This window comes from Amycolatopsis pithecellobii (genome assembly GCF_009707865.1).
Lineage (GTDB): Bacteria > Actinomycetota > Actinomycetes > Mycobacteriales > Pseudonocardiaceae > Amycolatopsis_E > Amycolatopsis_E pithecellobii.
The window spans coordinates 1-18,058 of the sequence record NZ_WMBA01000015.1 but is presented as its reverse complement, the minus strand read 5'-3'; the positions used below and the strand labels follow the sequence as shown (position 1 = coordinate 18,058).

The window sequence follows — 18,058 nt, the reverse complement described above, 5'->3', positions numbered from 1 at the left end:
CGCACACGGACAAGTACTGGGGAGAAGCTGATGTCCACCGTGCCCGACACTGCTGTGCCGCAGGACGACACGACGCGCTACCTGTGCGCCGCCGCGCACGTCGACTTCCGCTATGCGGATGCCGCGATCCGCGAGTTCGTCGTCGAGCCGACCCGGCCGGTCCCGCCATCGCCGGGTTTCCAGCCCGCGAACGTGCTCGTCGAGGCCATCGCGTCCCGCACCCGCCGCAAGTACCGCGACGGCGCGCTCGCCGTCCTCGCCGGCCTGTTCATCTGGCTGGCGTGGGGCACCTGGCTGCTCTACGGCTGGCTCATCGTGGGCGTCGCCGCCGCGATCCCGTCGATGCTGGTCGCCGCCGGCAAGTCCGGCACCGGCACCGGCACCAAGCTCGCCACCGCCGCCAGGACGCGCAAGGCCGGCGGCGTCATCGCGGTCATCGTGGGGATCCTGCTGATCGGCAGCCTGGCCTCCGGCGCGCTGCAGGGGGCCTTCGGCTCCAGTTCACGCGACCGGTACTACTACGACGACGTCTACCCGTACGAGCCGCCCGCGCAACTGTGGCCGTACGCGTTGATCCCGCTGGTGCTGATCGGCGTGGTCCTGATTCTCGACCGGCTGTTCGTGTGGAACGTCCTGCGGACCCGCTTTGGTTACGGCACAAGGAACCGGCCCCCAGCAGGCCCGACCGACGCGGAGGAGCAACTGCTCGCGGTGAGTCCACGCCGGTTCCTCGGCAATCTCGACCGTTACCGCACACCGGCACCGCAGACCGCCGGCGGCGCGCCGCTGATCGTGCATCGCGGCTACAACCCGTTCGTCGGCGCCGGGCTGCACCGCGAACCGTGGTCCATGGCGCTGCCGCTGGAAAAACTGTCACAGGACACGAAACCGGACGGCTCCCCGTTCGACGAGCTCACCACGATCTCCCTGTACGACCGGGTGCGCGAAGCGATGTCGGCGCTCCAGGCCAGCAACGCGCTTTCTCCGGATCAGCGCCTGCGCAGCCTGAAAATCATCGACGCGGTGTACGCGTCGGCGTCGGAGCTCATCGACCACCTGCCCGATTCCACCACGGATCTCTATCTGTCCCATGTGGACTTTCCGCCGAACTCGACGTTGCCGGCCACGGAGGTCGCAGCCCTGCGCCGTCAACCACGCGAATGGGCGCGCTACTACCTGTGCTTCCAGGTCGAGACGTGGGACCGCGACCTGGTGATGTCGAGCTTCCTGCACGCGGCGGTCGACGAGACCACGCTGTACCTGGAATGGACGCCGTGTGTGCTACCGCCGGTCCGCGAGGAATACCGCGCGGTCGACAAGCTGAACTCCAATATCGCCGTGCCGCTCGGGCAGGCGTTGCTGCGCTGGGTGAAGCTGCCCGCGTCGATCCTCGGCCGCACCGTGCACACCCTCGGGCTGATCCGCCCGCTGCGCCGCGAGCGCGAGATCATCAACCCCGACGCGTACGGCACCCTGCGCACGTTGCGCGAGATGGCCGCGGCCAACGAGGTGCCGAACTATTTCCAGCTCGTCGACATCGAGCGGTACGAAAAGATCATGCACAGCAGGCTGATCCCGGCGATCAGCCGGATCCTGCGCGACTCGGGTTACTCGCCCGCCACCTTCGAACGCCAGGCAGAGATGGTCGTGAACAACGACGTCACCATCGAGCACAACTTCGGGGCGTTCAACGTCGGCGGCAAGGTGAGCGGGGACATGAGCGGCGCGACCGTGCGGGCGGGAGCGGAGAAATGAACAACGTCAACATCGGCGGGGACAACTACGGCGCCTTCAACGTCGGCGGCAAGGTGAGTGGCGATCTCAGCGGCGCGACGGTGCACAACCCGCGCCTCGCCGAACTGCTCGGCCAGTTGCGTGAGGAAGCGCCTCAGGCGAAGGCGGAGCTCACCCGGCTGCGGGAGGACGTCGCATCCGGTGCGGCGAAACCCGCGGAAGTGCGGTCACGGTGGGAAAAAATCAAGGAGCTGCTGACCGGAGTGTCCGAGGTCAGCGGCCCTGTCACGAAAACCGTCACCGCGGTACACGAGCTGATTTCCGCGCTTTGAGCCATGATGTGGGAGGCACCGGCTCAATGACGAGGAGGTCTGTCTCATGGGCACCTACGCGGAGGAGTACCAGCGCAGCCTCACCGACCCGGACGGGTTCTGGCTCGACGCGGCCAAAGCCATCGACTGGGTGCGAGCCCCGCGGCAGGCCCTCGACGCGACGAATCCGCCGCTCTACCGCTGGTTTCCCGACGGCGAGCTGAACACCTCGTACAACGCGCTGGACCGGCATGTCGAACGCGGTCGCGGTGAACAGGCGGCGCTGATCTGGGATTCGCCCGTGACGTCGGGTAAGCGGACGTACACCTACGCGCAACTGCGGGACGAGGTCGCGCGTTTCGCCGGTGCGCTGCGCTCGCTCGGGGTGGGCAAAGGCGACCGGGTGATCATCTACCTGCCGATGGTGCCCGAGGCCGTCATCGCGATGCTGGCCTGCGCACGGCTCGGCGCCGTGCACTCGGTCGTCTTCGGCGGTTTCGCACCGAAGGAGCTGGCCGCCCGCGTCGAGGACGCGAAGCCGAAGGTCATCGTCGCGGCCTCATGCGGGGTCGAGCCGACCCGGGTCGTCGAGTACAAGCCGATCATCGACGCTGCGCTCGCCACGACGACGCATCAGCCGGACAAAGTCGTTGTGCTGCAACGGGATGCGGCGCGCGCTGAGCTGGGCTCGCGCGACGTGGACTGGGCTGCTCTGTCCGCGGAGCCGGTCGGCCCGGTGCCCGTCGCGGCAACCGATCCGCTATACATCCTCTACACCTCGGGCACCACCGGGAAACCGAAGGGCGTCGTGCGTGACAACGGCGGGCACGCGGTCGCGCTGGCGTGGTCGATGGGCGCGGCCTACGACATCCAGCCCGGTGACATCTGGTGGACCGCGTCCGATGTCGGCTGGGTCGTCGGGCACTCGTACATCGTGTACGGGCCGTTGCTCATCGGGGCGACAACCGTGCTGTACGAAGGAAAACCGATCGGCACCCCCGATGCCGGCGCGTTCTGGCGGGTCATCTCCGAGCACCGCGCGAAGGCGTTGTTCACCGCGCCGACCGCGTTGCGCGCGATCAAACGCGTCGACCCGGACGCCCGCGAGTTGCAGGCCTATGACCTGACTCATTTCAAGACCCTGTTCCTGGCCGGGGAACGGCTCGACCCCGAGACTTACCACTGGGCACACGAAAAACTCGGCACCCCGGTCATCGATCACTGGTGGCAGACCGAAACCGGCTGGCCGATCGTGGCGAACCCGCGCGGTGTCGAGCCGATGCCGGTGAAGCCGGGTTCGGCGACAGTGCCGCTGCCGGGGTATGACGTGCGGATACTCGACCCCGCCGGTGAGCCGGTGCCCGCCGGGCACGAAGGCGCGATCGCGATCAGGTTGCCGCTTCCGCCCGGCACTCTGCCGACGTTGTGGGGCGACGACCAGCGCTACATCGACTCGTACCTGTCGCAGTACCCGGGTTTCTACCTGACCGGCGATTCCGGTTACCAGGATGAGGACGGCTACCTGTTCGTCATGGGCCGCACCGACGACGTGATCAACGTGGCCGGTCACCGGTTGTCGACCGGGTCGATGGAAGCCGTGCTGGCCGCACATCCGGCGGTGGCCGAGTGCGCGGTGATCGGTGTCCACGACGAGCTGAAAGGCCAGCTGCCGCGCGGGTTGGTCGTGCTCAAGGCCGGGGCGGACATCGAGGAGGACGCGCTGCGCGAGGAGCTCGTCGCCGCGGTGCGCCGTGAAATCGGGCCGGTGGCGGCATTCCGCCAAGTGTCCATTGTGGACGCGCTACCGAAGACGCGGTCCGGCAAGATCCTGCGCAAGACGATGCGCGGTATCGCGGAAGGGCGCAACGAGCCGGTGCCGTCCACCATCGAGGACCCGTCGGTGCTGGACGCGCTGCGACCTATCCTGCGTTGAATCCGGCTTCGGCTGCCCGATCGGGCATCGGGGAGGCATTGCCTACGCGGAGGTAATGGTCTATACCTTTGACATCCGCTACTCCCGACAGCCGGAGTGTGCCCGATGCGTAGACGCGTGTCCCTGGCCATCTTGCTCGGCGCGGCTTTGCTGGCGCTCCCCGCTTTCGCCCGACCGGCGAGCGCGGACCAGCCCAGCCGGCAGCTGACCGACATCATCCCCATCCCCGTTGACGCGAAACCCAACCCCAGAGCCGATTTCCGGCTCGACCCGGCGACCGCCATCGTCGCCGGCCGCGATGCCCGGCAGGTCGCCGGCTATCTCGGTGACCTGCTGCGGCCGGCCACCGGATACCGGTTGCCCGTGGTGCCGTTCGCGGGCGGCTCGAAGATCGAGCTCGACCTCGGCCCGACCGCGAGAGTCGGCGACCAGGGCTACCGGCTCGACGTCACCAGGCGCGGCGTGACCATCCGCGCGAACACCACCGACGGATTGTTCGCCGGTGTCCAGACGTTGCGGCAGCTGCTGCCCGCGTCGATCGAGTCGAAGTCCGTGCAGCGGGCTCGCTGGGTCGTGCCCGGCGGCAGCATCACCGACTACCCGCGGTTCGGCTACCGCGGCGCGATGCTCGACGTGGCGCGGCATTTCTTCACGCCGGACCAGGTCAAGCTGTACATCGACCAGCTGGCCCAGTACAAGATCAACCGGTTGCACCTGCACCTCGCGGACGACCAGGGCTGGCGCATCGAGATCAAAAGCCGGCCGAACCTCGCGATCCACGGCGGCAGCACCGAGGTCGGCGGCGGCACTGGCGGTTACTACACCCAGGAGCAGTACCGGGACCTCGTGGCCTACGCCGCGTCACGGCACATCACGGTCATCCCCGAGATCGACATGCCCGGGCACACAAACGCGGCGCTGTCCTCGTACCCGGAGCTCAACTGCGACGGCGTGGCACCGCCGCTGTACACCGGGATCGACGTCGGTTTCAGCTCCTTCTGTGTGGACAAGGACATCACGTACAAGTTCCTCGACGACGTGATCCGCGAGCTGGCGGCGCTCACGCCCGGAAAATACCTGCACATCGGCGGTGACGAGGCGCATGCGACAACCGACGCGGACTACCAGAAGTTCATGGGCAACGTCCTGCCGATCGTCGCGAAATACGGGAAACTCGCGCAAGGCTGGCACGAGATCGCGAAGGTCAACCCGCCGGTGAGCGCGGTGCCACAATTCTGGGACACCGACGGCCAGGACGACGCGACGGCCGCGGCGGCGGCGCGTGGCAACAAGATCCTGATGTCGCCGGCGAACAAGGCGTACCTCGACATGCAGTACAACCCGGACAGCCCGCTCGGCCTGCACTGGGCCGGGTACGTCGAGGTCAAGGACTCGTACGACTGGGACCCCGCGACGGCAGTGCAAGGCGTGAGCGAGCAACAGGTGGCCGGCGTCGAGGCGCCGTTGTGGTCGGAGACGCTGACCAACAGCGACGCGATCGAGTTCATGGCCTTTCCGCGGCTGGCGGGGATCGCCGAGATCGGCTGGTCACCGCGGTCCACGCATGACTGGGATTCCTACCGGGCGCGGCTGGCCGGCCAGGGTCCACGTTGGGTGGCCGAGGGGATCGACTTCTATCGGTCACCACAGGTCGACTGGAAGTGAGCACTGTAGACACTGTCTACAATTTTTGATAACAAGGTCTTCTTGGGTGAACAACTCATGACGGAGACCTGAATGCAGTACGAACGATTCATTGCCCTCGGGGACAGTTGCACCGAGGGGCTGCACGACCCGTATCCGGACGGCACGACATACCGGGGCTGGGCGGACCTGGCCGCGGCGGCTCTCGCCACGGTCAACCCCCAGCTCCGGTACGCCAACCTCGGGGTGCGGGGTCGGCGACTGGATCAGATCGTCGTCGAACAGATCCCGTCCGCGCTTGATCTTCAGCCTGATCTGGTCGCATTGTTCGGCGGCGCGAACGACGTCATGACGAGAAACTTCCGGGCAGAGGTCGTGGCGAAACGGGTCGATGCGGCGGTTCGCATTCTGACCAGGTCGGTGCCGACGGTCGTGGTTTTCACCCTGAGCGATGTGTCGAGCCGGATCCCGGGTGTGCTGCGGGTCCGGCCGCGGATCGATGCATTGAACGCGGCGATCCGTACCGCGGCGGCGGACCATGGTGCAATCCTGGTGGATCTCGCCGATGAGGATGTGCAGGATCTCCGCTATTTCGGCCCGGACCGGCTGCATCTTTCCGAGCCCGGGCACCGTCGGCTGGCGGCGCATTTGCTGGCTCGACTGGAAATCCCGTTCGATCCGGCGTGGTTGGAACCGCTGCCAGGAGAGCCGCTGCACCCGGGATTGCGGGCGCACGCATCCTGGATGTGGCGGGAAGTGGTACCGGTAGCCGTGAGCCGCACCCGCAACTGGTTGACGGGCCGCTCGCCCGGCGATGGCTTCACGCCGAAACGTCCGGAGCTGCTGCCGGTTCTCGATGAGATGACCCCGTGGACCCCGATCCCCGGCGGCGCCTGATCACGACCGCGGTCGCACTCCTGGCCGCGGAAGGCGTCGAAGCTGTCACTTTGCGGCGCATCGCACGGGCGGCCGGGGTCTCGCATGGTGCACCGTTGCGCCATTTCAACGGTCGAGCCGAATTACTTTCGGCGGTTGCGAGCGAAGGTTTCGCCGAACTCGCCGAAGTCACCCTCCCGGCTGGTGGCGCCCAAGCCCGACTGCTCGCGGCCTGCCGGGCCTACATCGAGTTCGCACAACAAAACCCGGCGATGTTCGAGCTGATGTTCCGGCACGATCTCATTGATACGGCAGCCTTGGACCAGGCACTGTTCGCCCGCTTCACCACCCTCGTCGCGGACGCACAAGCAACAGGCTGGCGTCCAGGCGCCGAACCCCGAACGCTGGCAGCCTCCCTCTGGGCAGCACTGCACGGTTTAGCGGAACTATGGCTCTGGGGCGGTTTGGTAGACCGGGACCTACCGACCACATTGGACTTGACACTGGAAGCCTACCTGGGGTGACAGTATTTTTTGGCGAGCAGAACCACCGCCTGGCAACGAAAAGCCGCCAACGGACCCACCGTCCACTCCCACCCCCGGACCAACACGAAGCCTCCGCAACACTCAGGCGAAGTGGGGCGGGGGTGGGTCCCCCCACGAGGGCGCCCAGCGCCCGGTCACCTCCGCACGTGAAGCGACCACAGGCATCGCGCGAAGCGCGACAAAAAAGATTGCCTCGCCGGCGGGCTGGCTCCGGGATAACTGGCCCAACGGGACCTCACCTTGGCAAGGTGGTCGAGTTGGGTAGTTCCTACCCTCTTTTTGCTGGCATTGTGGGGGTGTGACCGAACCTGTGCTGGATCTGCGGCCGCCGGTGAACCTGGTGGCTCGCCGTGCCGTCTTGTTTTGGGCGTCCCGGGCGGCGCTGGGGTGGGTTGTTCCGCTGGTCGGTGAACTGCTCTGGCTGCTTCTCGGCGGCGGCGGCGCTCCGCTGACCATTGCAATATTCGTCACCGCCGGGGTCGCCATTGCGCATCTGCTGATCATGCCGCAGTGGCGTTACCGCGTGCACCGCTGGGAGACCACCGATCAGGTCGTGTACACCCAGTCCGGCTGGTTCAACCAGGAGCGCCGGATCGCACCCGTCTCCCGCATCCAGACCGTCGACACCGAACGTGGCCCGCTGGAACGGATGTTCGGGCTGGCCAATCTGACCGTTACCACGGCATCGGCACGTGGGCCTGTGCACATCCACGGTCTCGATCTTGATACTGCACAACGTCTTGCAGCCGAGCTTGCCGCCAGAACACAGGCAACCGTCGGGGACGCGACATGAGCGTGCCCCAGCACAGCACCACAACTCGCCACCCAGACCTGGAAACCACCGTACCCTGGCACCGTCTCAGCCCGAAAATGCTTGCGGTGCACCCGGTTCAGGAGATTATCCGCTTCCTGCCCGTCCTGCTCGGCGTGCTGGTCATCGGCCGCGGGGGGCATGGCCCGATCTGGAGCCTCATCGGCCTTGGCATCGCCATTATCGGCGGGCTCCTCCGCTGGTTCACCACCACCTACCAGGTTACGCCCACTCACATCCGCGTCCGGCGTGGACTCCTGCGCCGCCGCGAACTTTCCGTGCCCCGCGACAGAGTCCGTTCGGTCGACCTTACCGCCCATCCCCTGCAACGGATTCTCGGGCTGAGCCGGGTCGTCATCGGCACCGGCCGGTCCGATCGGCACAACGAGGGCGTCACCCTCGACGCGCTCGCCGCCCCGGCAGCAGCCAGGTTGCGCGAGGAACTGTTGCACCGCAAGGTTTCCCTCGAGCAGCCGACAACCGACGCCAAAATTATGGCCCGCCTGGAACCTCGCTGGGTCCGATTTGGACCGTTCACATTGTCCGGTATCGCGACCATCGGGGTAGTGGCCGGCTCACTGGTGAACCTGTTCAACGAAACCCGCGTCGCCCCGGGCGAGTTCGGTTTGCTGCGCTCGATCATCAACCAGCTCTCGTCGCTGCCGGTTCCCGTCGCGGTCGTGGAAATCACCGCGTTCGTGGTGGTGCTCGTCGCGGTATTGTCCGCGCTTGCCTACATCCTGGCGTTCTGGAACTTCCGGCTGGTGCGCACGAACGGCACACTGCACGTGACACGCGGGCTGCTCACCAGCCGATCGACGACGATCGAGGTCCGGCGCTTACGTGGCGCCGAAATCAGTGAACCGCTGTTGCTGCGTGCCGCCGGTGGGGCCCGCTGCATGGCGATCACCACAGGGTTGCGCGTCGGCCGCGGCGCCGAGCACGGCGGCACCGTCCTGCTCCCACCCGCGCCGCTGGCCGAGGCGCAACGGGTCGCGGGCGAAGTCATCGGCGACGCCGTCCCGCCCGTGCACGAACTCCTTCGCCACGGCCGCAAAGCCCACCGACGCCGCTACAGCCGCGCGTTCCTGGTAGCGGCCATCGTGACCGGAATGTTCGTGTTGTTGTGGTGGCTCGCCCGCTGGCCTGCGTGGCCGTGGCAGCTGTCGCTCGCGTTGTTCCCGGCCGGCGCCCTGCTCGCCGAGGACCGGTTCCGCAACCTCGGCCACCGGCTGCTGGACCGCCGGCTGGTGTTCCGCCACGGCAGTCTGGTGCGGCGCCGGTACATGCTGTCCTCGGACGGCGTGATCGGCTGGGTGGTGCACCGCTCGTTTTTCCAACGCCGCGCGGGACTGGTCTCGCTCACCGCGACCACGGCGGCGGGACGCCAGCACTACACCTGCGCCGAGGTGCCAGCCGCCGAGGCGATCGCGCTCGCCCACGACGCCGTGCCCGGGTTACTGGACCCGTTCCTTGTCCGGCGCGAGTGACGGCAGCGAGCGAACGCCGAACTCGTTGCGCAGCAAGCTTTTCGCCGCGAAGTAACCGGCCATCCCGTGCACCCCCGGTCCCGGTGGGGTGGCTGCCGAGCACAGATACACGCCCGGCAGCGGGGTCCGATACGGGTTCCACGCGAGCACCGGCCGGCCGGCAACCTGCCGGAGATCGACGGCACCGGCCGCGACGTCACCACCGACATAGTTCGGGTTGTATTCCTGCTGCGCCAAGGCATTCACGCTGCGACTGGCAAGCACGGTGTCACCGAAACCGGGCGCGAAGCGTTCGATCTGCCGCCGGATCAGCGCGGTCGGATCGACCGGATTTCCGTTCGGCACATGGCAATACGCCCACACCGGGCGTTTCCCAGGAAGGCCACGGGTTTCGTCGGCGACCATCGGCTCCGACAGGAGCACATACGGTTCGCCCGCCAGTTTCCCTTGCGCGGTGGCGTTTTCGCTCGCGTACACCGCAGCCTGGTTCCCGCACAGATGAACCGTCCCAGCCCGGCGCAGCTCGGTGTTCGTCCACGGAATCGGTTCGGACACCAGGAAATCCACCTTCGCCGACCCCGGCCCGTACCGGTACCGTTCGAGCCGCCGCCGGTAACCATCGGGCAACAGATCGCCGGCGAGGTCGAGCAGGTTCCGCGGGCCGACATCGAGCAGCACGGCACGAAAGTTTGCCAGCTCACGTAAATCGCTCACCGGCTGTCCAATGTGGATCATCCCGTGGTGGGCGAGCAGATCGTCGGCGAGCGCGTTCGCGATCCGCTGGGTACCGCCGCGCACGATGGGCCAGCCCGTGGTGTGCGCGAGATGGCCGAGCAGCAGGCTGATCCCCGCGGCCGGCAATCCCGGCAGCTTCGCCCCGGCGTGTGCCGCGACACCCGCGAGCATCGCGGCCGCTGCCTCACCGCGGAAGAAATGCCGGGCGAGCGGCGTGCCCTGTGCGAGAACCCCGGCGGCGAACGGAATCAGCGCCAACGCCACGGAACGCTGATCGGACATCAGCGCATCGGCCGGTGAGTTCTGGACAAGAGGCCGCATCAGCTTCCGGTATCGCGGCCCGTCCACGCCGAGCGCCTCACAGGTGCGTTCGAAGCTCCGGTAGGCGAGACCGGCACGACCACCGTCGAGCGGGTGCCCGTAAGCGATCTCCGGCTGGCACAACTCGACCCCCCGGCCTGCCAGGTCGAACTCGCGGAAGAACGGCGACGCGGCGCCGAGCGGATGCACCGCGGAACAGATGTCGTGCACGACCTCGGAATCGAACAGCGCCTGCGACCGCATCCCACCGCCGAGCTGGTCCGCGCCCTCGCGCACCTCCACCCGTAACCCGGTGCGCGCCAGGAGCACCGCGGCGGCCAGCCCGTTGGGCCCCGACCCGACCACCACGACATCACTCGACACGACTCAGGTCTACCCCTTGCCGGGAACCGGACAAACACCGGCGCCGTCAGGCACCGAGATCCGGTGGCGCGGTGCGGTACACCGGCGGCGTGACGGACAGACCGATCGGGTTGCGCACCAAGTTCACCGTGCTGCCATCCGCCCGCGGCAGCTCCACGACGGGCGCGAGCCCGAGCTTCGTGGCGAGTGCGAACGCGCCGGCGACATCGTTGACCGTCCCCGCCGGCACCCGTCTGCTGGTCAGCTCCTCGACCCAGCCCGCGGCAGGCCTCGCCCCCAGCAGGCGCACCAGTTCCGCCCGCAACCGCGCGCGATGCCGCACCCTGGCAGTGTTCGTGGCGAACCGCTCGTCGGCGGCCAGCTCCGGTGCGCCCACGACGTCACAGAGCTCGGCGAACTGGCGGTCGTTCCCGACCGCGAGCACGATTTCCCCGTCCGCACAAGGAATCGGCTCGTAGGGCGCGATGCTCGGGTGCTGGTTGCCCATGCGCCCGGGTACGACGCCACCGGAGGTGTAGGCGCTGGCCTGGTTGACCAGCGCCGAGAGCAGACAGGACAGGAGATCGACGTCGATCCGTTGCCCCTCGCCGGTGCGTGTCCGGTGATGCAGCGCGGTGAGGATGCCCGTGGTCGCGAACAGCCCGGTGAGCACGTCGACCATGGCCACGCCGACCTTCTGCGGTTCCCCAGCGGGCTCACCCGTGACGCTCATCAGTCCGCCGAGCGCCTGCACGAGCAGGTCGTAGCCAGGCAGACCGGCCCCGGCGCCGCGCCCGAAACCGGTGATGGAGCAGTAGATCAGGCCGGGGTTGCCGGGCCGGAGCTGGTCCTCGTCGAGGCCGAACTCTGCCATCAGCCCCGGCCGGAAGTTCTCGACCAGCACGTCGGCGGACAACGCGAGCCGCCGCGCTTCGGCCCGGTCACCCGGATCCGAGAGGTCGAGCGTGAGCGTGTCCTTGTTCCGGTTGGCGGCCTGGAAGTAGGTCGCCTGACCACGCTCGTCATAGGGCGGCCCCCACGCGCGCGTGTCGTCGCCGGTGCCCGGGCGTTCGATCTTCGTGACCGTCGCGCCCAGGTCGGCGAGCATCATCGTGGCGAACGGCCCGGCCAGCACCCGGGAGAAGTCGAGCACGCGGAGGTTGGCAAGGGCGGCGGACATATGCGAGCATCTCCCTCGAGTTTCGAAAATCGAGGATTCGCACGCTAAGGGTCCGTGAGCACAAGGTCAAGGAGCGACCGAGATGACCACCCCGCTGGACTTCCTGTCCGTCGACCATGCGCTCGCCGACGAGGAGCGCGACATCCGGGACACGGTCCGGGCGTTCGTCGGCGAGCACGTGCTGCCGGAGGTCGGTGACTGGTTCGACCAGGGACGGATTCCCCGCGAACTGGTCCGGGAGCTGGGCAAACTGGGGGTACTCGGCATGCACCTGCAGGGCTACGGCTGTGCCGGAACCAGCGCCACCGCATACGGCCTTGCCTGCCTCGAACTGGAGGCCGGTGACAGCGGTATTCGCAGCCTCGTGTCGGTGCAGGGCTCGCTCGCGATGTACGGCATCCACCGCTGGGGCTCGGAGGAGCAGAAGCAGGAATGGCTGCCGCGGATGGCGGCCGGTGAGGCGGTCGGCTGTTTCGGCCTGACCGAGCCGGATTCCGGGTCGGACCCGGGATCGATGCGCACCAACGCCCGCCGTGACGGTGCCGACTGGGTCCTCAATGGACGGAAGATGTGGATCACGAACGGTTCACTCGCCGACGTCGCGATCGTGTGGGCACGCACCGACGAAGGCGTCCGCGGGTTCCTGGTTCCCCAGGGCACCAAGGGTTTCACGACCAACGACATCCACAAGAAGCTGTCCCTGCGCGCGTCGATCACCTCGGAACTGGTGCTGGACGACGTCCGCCTGCCGTCGTCGGCGATCCTGCCCGAGGCGACGTCGTTGCGCGGTCCGTTGTCGTGTCTCAACGAAGCGCGGTACGGGATCATCTGGGGCGCCGCGGGCGCCGCACGCGCCTGCCTCGAAGCCGCGATCGACTACAGCAAGACCCGCGTCCAGTTCGGCAAGCCGATCGGCGGTTTCCAGCTCCAGCAACAGAAACTCGCGACGATGGCGCTCGAAGTCAACCGGGCGACCGTGCTCGCACTGCATCTCGGCCGGCTCAAGGACGCCGGCAAACTGCGGCCGGAACAGGTGAGCATGGGCAAGCTGGGCAACGTCAACTCCGCATTGGAAGTCGCCCGCACCGCACGTCAGATACTGGGCGCCAACGGGATCACCCTGGAGTATCCGGTGATCCGCCACATGAACAACCTCGAATCCGTGGTCACCTACGAGGGCACCGCCGATGTGCACTCCCTCGTCATCGGCGCCGCGCTCACCGGCATCGACGCGTTCCGGTGACCGGCCCGGGAACGACCGCGCAGCACGCGCTCGACGAGCTGCGCCGGGCGATCGTGGATGGCCGCTACCGGCCGGGCCAGCGCGTGCTGCAGGAGGAGATCGCCGGCAGCCTCGGGGTGAGCCTCGCTCCGGTCCGCGAAGCCTTGCGGTCCCTGGAACAGGAAGGCCAGGTCGTCTACCGGCCACGGCGCGGATACTTCATCACCGAGCTGAGGATCGAGGACCTGCAAGAGATCTACGCGCTGCGCCGGCTACTCGAAGAGCGGGCCGTCCGGACCGCACTGCCCACTTTGGACGCTGACGCCATCGAGCGGGTGGCCCTCGCCGCCCGCGATTGCGCCGAAGCGGCCGGGCGTGGTGACGTGGCCGCGGAGCTGGCGGCCAACCGGCGATTCCACTTCGGACTGTTGGAATCGCCGGAGCAGACCCACACGCTGCGCCTGATCCGGTTGCTGTGGGATTCCACCGAGGCCTACCGGGCGATGTACTACAACTCGCCGGAGGAACGGGAAAACGCGGTCGAGGCGCATGACGGAATCCTCGACGCGGTGCGCCGCAAGGCAATCGACGAGGTCGTCGCCGCGCTCGACGCACACCGGGACCGCGCGCTCAAGGTCCTCACCCGCGTTCTGGCCGACTGAGTTCAGGGGCACCGGCCGCGCACGATGCCGAGCGCGGACTCGACCGAAACGGGGTCGAACTCGGGTGCGATCTCGCTCAGGAGCAACGTGGCCGTCCGGGCGCGGTGCAACGCGGTTTCGATTTCCAGGTCCCGGAAACGCCGTTCCCGCACCGCCTCGACCAGCGTCTGGTGTTCGCGAAACCGGGTGGTGTCCAGCTGCTCGGAATCCATACTGGAGCGCAGCAACTCGATGTACTGCTCGCACCTGTCGCCGAACGATCCCAGTAGCTCCCGAAGGCGCGGCGGTGCCGAGCGCACCACCTGGTCGTGCAGCGCGCGGTGCGCAAGATGCCACGCCCGGCGGTCCGGTGCCTCCGCCATCCGCACCAGTGCCTTGAGCATCACGTCCGCGTCCGCAGGCCCGAGATCCCCCGCGGTGGCGCGAATGGCGAGCGTTTCGAGCACGATCCGGCCGGCGAACACGCTGTCCAGATCGTCCGTGTCGAAACCGCTCACCCTGGCCTGCTGGTTGACCTGACCGTCGAGCAGCCCCTCCTCCATCAGCATCCGCATGGCCTCCCGCACCGGAGTCCGGCTCACCCCCAGCGCGGGAGCCAGCGAACTCTGGGCCAGCACGTCGCCAGGGCGGAGCACGCCGGTCAGGATGAGGTCACGCAGGTAGGCGTGTACCGCGGGGGAGCACTCCCGCCGGTTCGTGATGGCCAGTGGCTGGATCCCGTCCGGCACCGGAACGGGTTTGCGCCCACGGCGACCCGGCGGATATGCCAGTTCAGTCACGGTCCCTCCCCCAGCTCAAGCCGCGCCCTATAACTGCATACAGTTATAGCTGGTAATTGGAGGTCGGTCAACGAGACTCTCGGAACTCCCGAAAATATGTATACAGCTTTGCCGAGGTCAATACGACTACAAGCTCCACGCGGTCGACGTGGTGCGCCACCCTGAAACCGTACGTCCGCCACCCTGAACGAACAGCAGAAAACGGTGATGGCCGACGCGCCCGAACACACGCCCTACAAGCACCTTCAACTCTTTCTTCCACCCGCAGCGCGTCGCCGATATCAAGGCGAAGATGCGGCCGATCGCCGTCGAAATGCTCGAATCGCTAATCAGCTCCGGGAGCGCCGATTTCGCTTACGCCTTCCCGGCCCGCCCGCTCGTCGATGACCGGGCGGACAAGGGCCTGCCCGGGGAACTGATCGAGAGCGCCACCCGAACCCAGGTGATGACCCGATCAGCCGGATCGTCACCGCCGCACTCCGGGCGAATCCCGGACGCCATCGAAGATGGCCCTGCGCTCCTCGCGCGTACCGAATCGTTCGAACTCGCCGGCGAGATCGAACGCAAGCCGTGGCCACGCTTGCCGGTCGGCCGGTCCGCGCCAAAGCACCACTTGCCCGGCGGCTTATAACTGCATACAGTTATGAGTGGTGGTTGAAGGCCGGTCGACGAGGATCTAGGAGCCCTTCATGCGTCGGGTCCTGGCAGCTTGACCGGGCAAAAAATATGTATACAGTTTATCGTGGGAACGAGCTCGACGCCTGGCGCCGCAGCGCAGCCGCAGGTCCTGCGAAGCAAGAAGAGGAGTGCCACATGAAGGTCACCGTCGACGCCGCACTGTGCAACGGGCATGGCGAGTGTGTGATCGAAGCCCCCGAAGTCTTCACCCTCCCCGACGACTCCGAGACCGTCGAGCTGCTCGTGGCCGAGCCGGACGAAGCCTTGCGAGAGAAGGTCACCCGAGCCGCGGCGCTGTGCCCGGTGGCCGCACTGATCGTGGAAGGCTGATCGGTGGCGGGGCTCGTTGTCGTCGGCGCCGGCCTGGCCGGTCTGCGGGGCGCGGAAGCAGCGCGCCGGCTCGGTTACGCCGGCGACGTGACGATCGTCGGCGATGAACCCCATCGCCCGTACAACCGGCCGCCCTTGTCGAAACAACTGCTGGGTGGTGCGCTCGATCAGGAGCGGGCCTTCTTCAACGTCGACGCCCTCGATGCCACCTGGCTGCTCGGGCGCACCGCGACCGGCCTGGATGTCGAACGCCGCGTCGTCCGGCTCGACGACACGGAACTGCCCTACGAGAAGTTGCTCATCGCGACCGGGTGCCGGCCGAGATCCCTTCCCCAGCAACTCGACGGGGTGCATCTGCTACGCACGCTGGACGACGCGCTGGCGTTGCGCAAGGCCGCCGACAACCACCAGCGGGCGGTGATCATCGGCGCCGGCTTCCTCGGCTGCGAGATCGCGGCGACGTTCCGCGGGCTCGGGCTGGAGGTCTCGCTGGTCGACGTGGCCGAATATCCGATGGCGATACTCGGCGCGGAGGTCGGGACCCGGGCCGGGCAATGGCACCGGGACGCCGGCGTCGACCTGCACCTGGGGACCGGTGTCGACGAGGTGCTCGGCAGCGACCGGGTGACCGGCGTCCGGCTCTCGGACGGGCAGACGCTCCCGACCGATCTCCTCGTGGTCGCCATCGGCGCGCTGCCCAACAGCGAATGGCTGCTCGATTCCGGGCTGACGCTGAAAAACGGCGGCGTGCTGTCCGACGACCGCTGTCTCGCGGTCGGCCACCCGGAGATCGGCGTGGCCGGCGACGTCGCCGCCTGGCCGCATCCCCTCAGTGACGAGCCGGTGCGGGTCGAACACTGGACCAACGCCGCGGAGATGGCGATCACGGCGGCGACCAACCTCTACGGTGACGAACCCACGCGCTACCAACCTGTTCTGACGTTCTGGTCCGATCAGTACGACTGCAAGCTGCGCGCGGTCGGGCTGGTGCGCGGTGCCGACACGGCCGAGGTCGTGCTCGACGAACCGGAACGGCACAAGCTGGTCGTGGAGCTGCACCGCGAGGGAGAACTGACGGGGGCGATCACCGTCAACGCCAACGACAAGCACCTGCAGTACCGGCGACGCCTGCAGAGCGGCACGTCCACCGCCGCGTGAACGAACAGGAGAAAACGACAATGACGTTGAAATGGGCCCCTGAAACGGCGATGAGCGATCTGGCGCACGGTCGCGTGGACAGCGCTCTGCCCGCTTACGAACCCATCATCGAGCAGGACGCGGTCGCCCTCTACGAGGATGGCGAAGGCGGCTCTCTGTGGGGAATCTTCACCTATGAGGAGGTCGAGAAGGCCGCGCTGGACCCGGAGACCTTCAGCAGTGTCACCGTGCCCGAGGGAATGCCGCGCATCCTGCCGCTGATGGCCGACCCGCCGGAGCACGCCGCGTACAAGCGCCTGTTCAACTCTTTCTTCCGACCGCAGCGCGTCGCCGACGTCGAGGCGAAGATGCGGCCGATCGCCGTTGAGATGCTCGAGTCGCTGATCGATTCCGGGACCGCCGATTTCGGTGCCGAGTTCGCTTACGCCTTCCCGACCCGCACGCTCGTCGAACTGATCGAGCTGGAACAGGAATGGCAGTTCTACGACAACTGGTCGTCCGAAATGGAGGTTCAGACCAGGTCGGGTATGCGCAAGCCGGGCAAGGGCCTGCCGGTCGAACTGTTCGAGAGCGCCGTCCCCGGGCTGGCCAAGCTCGTCAAGGAGCGTCGCGAGAACCCCGGTGATGACCCGATCAGCCGGATCGTCACCGCCGGGCTGGACGGTGAGCCGATCAGCGACGAGCAGGCCGTCGGCCTCATCATCGCGCTGATCCTCGCGGGCCGTTCCACCACAGCGAGTGGTATCGCCAACCTGGTGTTGCGGCTCGCCGCCGACACCGAGTTGCAGCAGTACCTCCGGGAGCACCCCGAGCGGATTCCGGACGCCATCGAAGAGGGCCTGCGCATCGACACTCCGCAGCAGATCCAGCCGCGGCGTTCCAAGCGCGAGGTTCAGATCGGCAAGCAGACCATCCCGGCCGAATGCCCGATGTTCGTGAGCTACGGTTCGGCGAACCTCGACCCGAACGCCTGGACCGACCCGGACAAGTTCGACATCGACCGGGAGGACAAGCGCCGCCACATGGCCTTCGGCAAGGGCGCCCACACCTGCCCCGGTGCGCCGCTGGGCCGGATGCAGATGCGCGTGACCGTAGAGGAACTCCTCGCGCGTACCGAATCGTTCGAACTCGCCGGTGAGATCGAGCGCAAGACGTGGCCGCGTCTCTCGGTCGAGAAGCTGCCGATCACGTTCCACCGCAAGGCGTAAGCGTCTTCTCACTGCGGCGGCACATCCCGGAAGGGTTGTGCCGCCGCAGTTTTTTTGCCTATCAGGCCTCGTCGGGGTCGGGGATGGGTTGTTGTCGGG

The 18,058-nt window shown here is 67.4% G+C and carries 17 protein-coding genes; 14 read left to right on the top strand and 3 right to left on the bottom strand.

Translation table 11 applies throughout. From position 1 onward, the window contains the following. The first annotated feature begins 30 nt into the window (after nt 1-30). From GKO32_RS12375 to GKO32_RS12340, 8 genes are all read left to right on the top strand, one after another. Nucleotides 31-1,755 (top strand): AbeC-like domain-containing protein, encoded by a 1,725-nt coding sequence (locus GKO32_RS12375; protein ID WP_154756988.1) that lies wholly within the window; start codon nt 31-33, stop codon nt 1,753-1,755. Beyond that, a complete protein-coding gene (locus GKO32_RS12370; RefSeq protein WP_154756987.1) occupies nt 1,752-2,066 on the top strand; it encodes a hypothetical protein in 315 nt (104 codons plus the stop codon). Before GKO32_RS12375 ends, GKO32_RS12370 begins: the two co-directional genes overlap by 4 nt. A gap of 46 nt (nt 2,067-2,112) precedes the next feature. Then, nucleotides 2,113-3,978, top strand: a complete 1,866-nt coding sequence (locus tag GKO32_RS12365) for a propionyl-CoA synthetase (protein ID WP_154756986.1) — start codon at nt 2,113-2,115, stop codon at nt 3,976-3,978. A 105-nt stretch (nt 3,979-4,083) separates the two neighbouring features. Then, nucleotides 4,084-5,643 carry a beta-N-acetylhexosaminidase gene (locus GKO32_RS12360; protein WP_154756985.1) on the top strand — a complete coding sequence of 520 codons (1,560 nt, stop codon included), beginning with the start codon at nt 4,084-4,086 and terminating at the stop codon, nt 5,641-5,643. Nucleotides 5,644-5,715: 72 nt separating this feature from the next. Then, nucleotides 5,716-6,519, top strand: coding sequence for an SGNH/GDSL hydrolase family protein (locus tag GKO32_RS12355; protein ID WP_154756984.1), 804 nt, complete (start codon nt 5,716-5,718; stop codon nt 6,517-6,519). Further along, nucleotides 6,492-7,022: a TetR/AcrR family transcriptional regulator gene (locus GKO32_RS12350; protein ID WP_312867824.1), complete on the top strand. Its 531-nt coding sequence runs from the start codon at nt 6,492-6,494 to the stop codon at nt 7,020-7,022. The genes GKO32_RS12355 and GKO32_RS12350 overlap by 28 nt, the downstream gene beginning before the upstream one ends. Nucleotides 7,023-7,341: 319 nt before the next feature. Further along, nucleotides 7,342-7,836 (top strand): PH domain-containing protein, encoded by a 495-nt coding sequence (locus tag GKO32_RS12345; protein ID WP_312867823.1) that lies wholly within the window; start codon nt 7,342-7,344, stop codon nt 7,834-7,836. Between the two features lie 77 nt (nt 7,837-7,913). Continuing rightward, nucleotides 7,914-9,344, top strand: a complete 1,431-nt coding sequence (locus GKO32_RS12340) for a PH domain-containing protein (RefSeq protein WP_246243584.1) — start codon at nt 7,914-7,916, stop codon at nt 9,342-9,344. On the opposite strand, the gene GKO32_RS12335 is transcribed toward GKO32_RS12340, so the two are convergent. Beyond that, on the bottom strand, nt 9,312-10,763 hold the full coding sequence (locus GKO32_RS12335) for a phytoene desaturase family protein (protein ID WP_312867822.1): 1,452 nt from the start codon (nt 10,761-10,763) through the stop codon (nt 9,312-9,314). The two genes, GKO32_RS12340 and GKO32_RS12335, sit on opposite strands and share 33 nt — an antisense overlap. 46 nt (nt 10,764-10,809) lie before the next feature. Continuing rightward, on the bottom strand, nt 10,810-11,922 hold the full coding sequence (locus GKO32_RS12330) for a CaiB/BaiF CoA transferase family protein (RefSeq protein ID WP_154756982.1): 1,113 nt from the start codon (nt 11,920-11,922) through the stop codon (nt 10,810-10,812). 82 nt (nt 11,923-12,004) lie between these two features. Between GKO32_RS12330 and GKO32_RS12325 the strand changes: the two genes are divergently transcribed. Continuing rightward, the gene (locus GKO32_RS12325; protein WP_154756981.1) at nt 12,005-13,165 is read left to right on the top strand and encodes an acyl-CoA dehydrogenase family protein; all 1,161 of its coding nucleotides are present in this window, start codon (nt 12,005-12,007) and stop codon (nt 13,163-13,165) included. Further along, nucleotides 13,162-13,806 carry a GntR family transcriptional regulator gene (locus GKO32_RS12320; RefSeq protein WP_208024385.1) on the top strand — a complete coding sequence of 215 codons (645 nt, stop codon included), beginning with the start codon at nt 13,162-13,164 and terminating at the stop codon, nt 13,804-13,806. The genes GKO32_RS12325 and GKO32_RS12320 overlap by 4 nt, the downstream gene beginning before the upstream one ends. Before the next feature lie 2 nt (nt 13,807-13,808). Here GKO32_RS12320 and GKO32_RS12315 read toward each other — a convergent pair whose 3' ends face one another. Then, nucleotides 13,809-14,585 carry a GntR family transcriptional regulator gene (locus GKO32_RS12315; protein ID WP_154756980.1) on the bottom strand — a complete coding sequence of 259 codons (777 nt, stop codon included), beginning with the start codon at nt 14,583-14,585 and terminating at the stop codon, nt 13,809-13,811. 292 nt (nt 14,586-14,877) lie between these two features. Between GKO32_RS12315 and GKO32_RS12310 the strand changes: the two genes are divergently transcribed. From GKO32_RS12310 to GKO32_RS12295, 4 genes are all read left to right on the top strand, one after another. Then, nucleotides 14,878-15,216, top strand: a complete 339-nt coding sequence (locus GKO32_RS12310; RefSeq protein WP_154756979.1) for a hypothetical protein — start codon at nt 14,878-14,880, stop codon at nt 15,214-15,216. A gap of 182 nt (nt 15,217-15,398) precedes the next feature. Next, nucleotides 15,399-15,593: a ferredoxin gene (locus GKO32_RS12305; protein WP_154756978.1), complete on the top strand. Its 195-nt coding sequence runs from the start codon at nt 15,399-15,401 to the stop codon at nt 15,591-15,593. Between the two features lie 3 nt (nt 15,594-15,596). Further along, a complete protein-coding gene (locus tag GKO32_RS12300) occupies nt 15,597-16,751 on the top strand; it encodes an NAD(P)/FAD-dependent oxidoreductase (RefSeq protein ID WP_154756977.1) in 1,155 nt (384 codons plus the stop codon). Between the two features lie 20 nt (nt 16,752-16,771). Beyond that, nucleotides 16,772-17,959, top strand: coding sequence for a cytochrome P450 (locus tag GKO32_RS12295; protein WP_154756976.1), 1,188 nt, complete (start codon nt 16,772-16,774; stop codon nt 17,957-17,959). Nucleotides 17,960-18,058 lie beyond the last annotated feature (99 nt).

Bases quoted from the DNA above. Each gene is read 5' to 3' on its own strand.
- GKO32_RS12375 (WP_154756988.1), top strand. From the start codon at position 31: ATGTCCACCGTGCCCGACACTGCTGTGCCGCAGGACGACACGACGCGC.
- GKO32_RS12370 (WP_154756987.1), top strand. From the start codon at position 1,752: ATGAACAACGTCAACATCGGCGGGGACAACTACGGCGCCTTCAACGTC.
- GKO32_RS12365 (WP_154756986.1), top strand. From the start codon at position 2,113: ATGGGCACCTACGCGGAGGAGTACCAGCGCAGCCTCACCGACCCGGAC.
- GKO32_RS12360 (WP_154756985.1), top strand. From the start codon at position 4,084: ATGCGTAGACGCGTGTCCCTGGCCATCTTGCTCGGCGCGGCTTTGCTG.
- GKO32_RS12355 (WP_154756984.1), top strand. From the start codon at position 5,716: ATGCAGTACGAACGATTCATTGCCCTCGGGGACAGTTGCACCGAGGGG.
- GKO32_RS12340 (WP_246243584.1), top strand. From the start codon at position 7,914: ATGCTTGCGGTGCACCCGGTTCAGGAGATTATCCGCTTCCTGCCCGTC.
- GKO32_RS12330 (WP_154756982.1), bottom strand. From the start codon at position 11,922: ATGTCCGCCGCCCTTGCCAACCTCCGCGTGCTCGACTTCTCCCGGGTG.
- GKO32_RS12325 (WP_154756981.1), top strand. From the start codon at position 12,005: ATGACCACCCCGCTGGACTTCCTGTCCGTCGACCATGCGCTCGCCGAC.
- GKO32_RS12310 (WP_154756979.1), top strand. From the start codon at position 14,878: ATGCGGCCGATCGCCGTCGAAATGCTCGAATCGCTAATCAGCTCCGGG.
- GKO32_RS12305 (WP_154756978.1), top strand. From the start codon at position 15,399: ATGAAGGTCACCGTCGACGCCGCACTGTGCAACGGGCATGGCGAGTGT.
- GKO32_RS12295 (WP_154756976.1), top strand. From the start codon at position 16,772: ATGACGTTGAAATGGGCCCCTGAAACGGCGATGAGCGATCTGGCGCAC.